Source organism: Desulfosarcina sp. (assembly GCF_041551955.1).
GTDB lineage: Bacteria > Desulfobacterota > Desulfobacteria > Desulfobacterales > Desulfosarcinaceae > Desulfosarcina.
This window is the reverse complement of sequence record NZ_JBFELV010000608.1, coordinates 1-2086: the sequence shown is the minus strand read 5'-3', so window position 1 is coordinate 2086 and position 2086 is coordinate 1. Positions and strand designations below refer to the sequence as shown.

The following is a 2086-nucleotide window of genomic DNA, read 5'->3' as shown; positions in this document are numbered from 1 at the left end:
TTATTTTCATGTCCCGCAATGCAGCCGATGCCACCTCGTTTTTTAATCTTCCAGCGGACCAAACGATTGAAGTCGGCGTTCGGCTGGAAATTTGACACGCCTCTTTATTGCCGGTTTTTTTATTTTAAGGCGTAGTTTTTCTTTTTGTCATTTTTTCGGAGGGACCAGGCCATGACGTTAATGAAAAATATTCAACACGTATTTCCACGGGCCACCGATATACCGGAAGTCCATTTAAGAGATATCCCCTGCATTCAGACCGGCTACCTCGTCAACGGTGAGATTCGGGTCTGGGACGGTCCGCGTCAAGAGGTGCTCTCACCCGTTTGGGTGGCAAACGACAACGGTTCGAGGCCTTTTTCCATTGGAGAATATCCACTGTTAACGGAAGTACAAGCGTTACAGGCCCTGGATGCGTCAGTTGCCGCCTATGATCACGGAAGAGGGTTTTGGCCCACCCTGTCCGTGGCCGAGCGCATTGATCATATGCAGCGCTTCGTTTTCCGGATGATCGAAGCCAAGGACCGGGTTGTAGGATTTTTGATGTGGGAGGTCGGCAAATCGCTTCAGGATTCGGAGAAGGAATTTGACAGGACGATCAAATATATCAACGATACCCTCGCCGCGCTTAAAGACCTGGATCGAATTTCTTCCCGGTTCATCATCGAGGATGGCATCATCGGTCAGATCCGGCGCGCTCCCCTGGGTGTGGTGCTCTGCATGGGACCGTTCAATTATCCGCTCAACGAGACCTTCACGACGCTGATACCCGCACTGCTCATGGGCAACACCGCGATCCTGAAGCCGCCCAAGCACGGTGCGCTGCTTTATGCACCGCTCCTGGCGGCCTTTTGCGATGTTTTTCCGCAAGGTGTCATTAACATCATCTATGGCGAGGGGCGCAAAATGATACCCCCGCTCATGGCATCCGGCAAGATCAACGTGCTGGGATTGATTGGCACGAGCAAGACGGCCAACGCACTGAAAAAACAGCACCCTCACCCCAATCGCCTGCGCTGCGTGCTGGGGTTGGAGGCCAAGAACCCGGCCATTGTGCTCGAAGGTGCCGATCTCGATCTGGCCGTCCGGGAATGCGTACTCGGCTGCCTTTCCTTCAACGGGCAGCGTTGCACGGCACTTAAGATCATTTTTGTGGAAGCCGGCATTGCGGACGCGTTTCTCGACCGATTTGCCGCGGCGGTTAACGCCCTTACCTTTGGGATGCCATGGCAGGAAGGGGTTTTCATAACGCCGGTCGCGGAAAAAGACAAAACGGATTACCTGCAAGAACTGGTGTCAGATGCTGTTGCCCAAGGCGCCCGGGTCGTGAATCCTTCCGGAGGAACGGTTTGCGGCAGCTTCTTTTTTCCTGCCGTTCTTTATCCGGCCAACTCTGAAATGAGAGTCTATCATGAAGAGCAGTTCGGGCCGGTGGTTCCCGTGCTGCCATTCGACAACATAGACCAACCCATCGCCTACATGATCAATTCCAACCACGGCCAGCAAGTCAGCATCTTCGGCAGCGATCCGGACCAGATTGCACGATTGATCGACCCGCTGGTCAACCAGGTCTGCCGGGTCAACATCAACAGCCAGTGCCAGCGGGGACCGGACACGTTTCCCTTCACGGGGCGTAAAAATTCCGCCGAAGGAACCCTTTCCGTTTCCGACGCCTTGCGGGTGTTTTCGATTCGAACCCTGGTCGCCGCCAAACAGACGGAGTTGAACAAACAGATCATCACCCGCATCGTGCGGGAACACAAAAGCAAATTTTTGGCGACCGACTTTATTCTGTAATTGAGAGTATGGTATGCCGCTTCCTCTGTAAAAGACTTGGTCTTGGAGGCAATCTCCATAGCGGAGCAATGAAATGGGTGACTGCCAAATGAACGTATGTTTCGGAAATGGTGGAAGAAAGAATCGAAGATGATTTATACCGTCACCATAAATCCTGCGCTGGACCGTTTTATCGTAGTTGCGCAGTTGCTTGAGGAAGACACCACCCGCATACTTTCGAAAAAGCCTTACGCTGCCGGCATAACCGCATGGCACAGCCACACGATGGAGGTTAAGTGATCATGGCATT

3 protein-coding genes are annotated in these 2086 nt (G+C 53.0%); all 3 read left to right on the top strand.

Features of this window, described 5'->3' with window-relative positions:
- The first annotated feature begins 8 nt into the window (after nt 1–8).
- The 3 genes from ABYV26_RS24770 (at nt 9) to ABYV26_RS24760 (ending at nt 2076) form a co-directional block, all read left to right on the top strand.
- Entirely contained in the window at nt 9–95 is an 87-nt protein-coding gene (locus ABYV26_RS24770) for a hypothetical protein (protein ID WP_372684020.1), read from the top strand.
- A 76-nt stretch (nt 96–171) separates the two neighbouring features.
- Entirely contained in the window at nt 172–1797 is a 1626-nt protein-coding gene (locus tag ABYV26_RS24765; RefSeq protein ID WP_372684019.1) for an NADP-dependent glyceraldehyde-3-phosphate dehydrogenase, read from the top strand.
- 129 nt (nt 1798–1926) lie between these two features.
- A complete protein-coding gene (locus ABYV26_RS24760) occupies nt 1927–2076 on the top strand; it encodes a hypothetical protein (RefSeq protein WP_372684018.1) in 150 nt (49 codons plus the stop codon).
- The last annotated feature ends 10 nt before the right edge of the window (nt 2077–2086 follow it).

Bases quoted from the DNA above. Each gene is read 5' to 3' on its own strand.
- ABYV26_RS24770 (WP_372684020.1), top strand. From the start codon at position 9: ATGTCCCGCAATGCAGCCGATGCCACCTCGTTTTTTAATCTTCCAGCG.
- ABYV26_RS24765 (WP_372684019.1), top strand. From the start codon at position 172: ATGACGTTAATGAAAAATATTCAACACGTATTTCCACGGGCCACCGAT.
- ABYV26_RS24760 (WP_372684018.1), top strand. From the start codon at position 1,927: ATGATTTATACCGTCACCATAAATCCTGCGCTGGACCGTTTTATCGTA.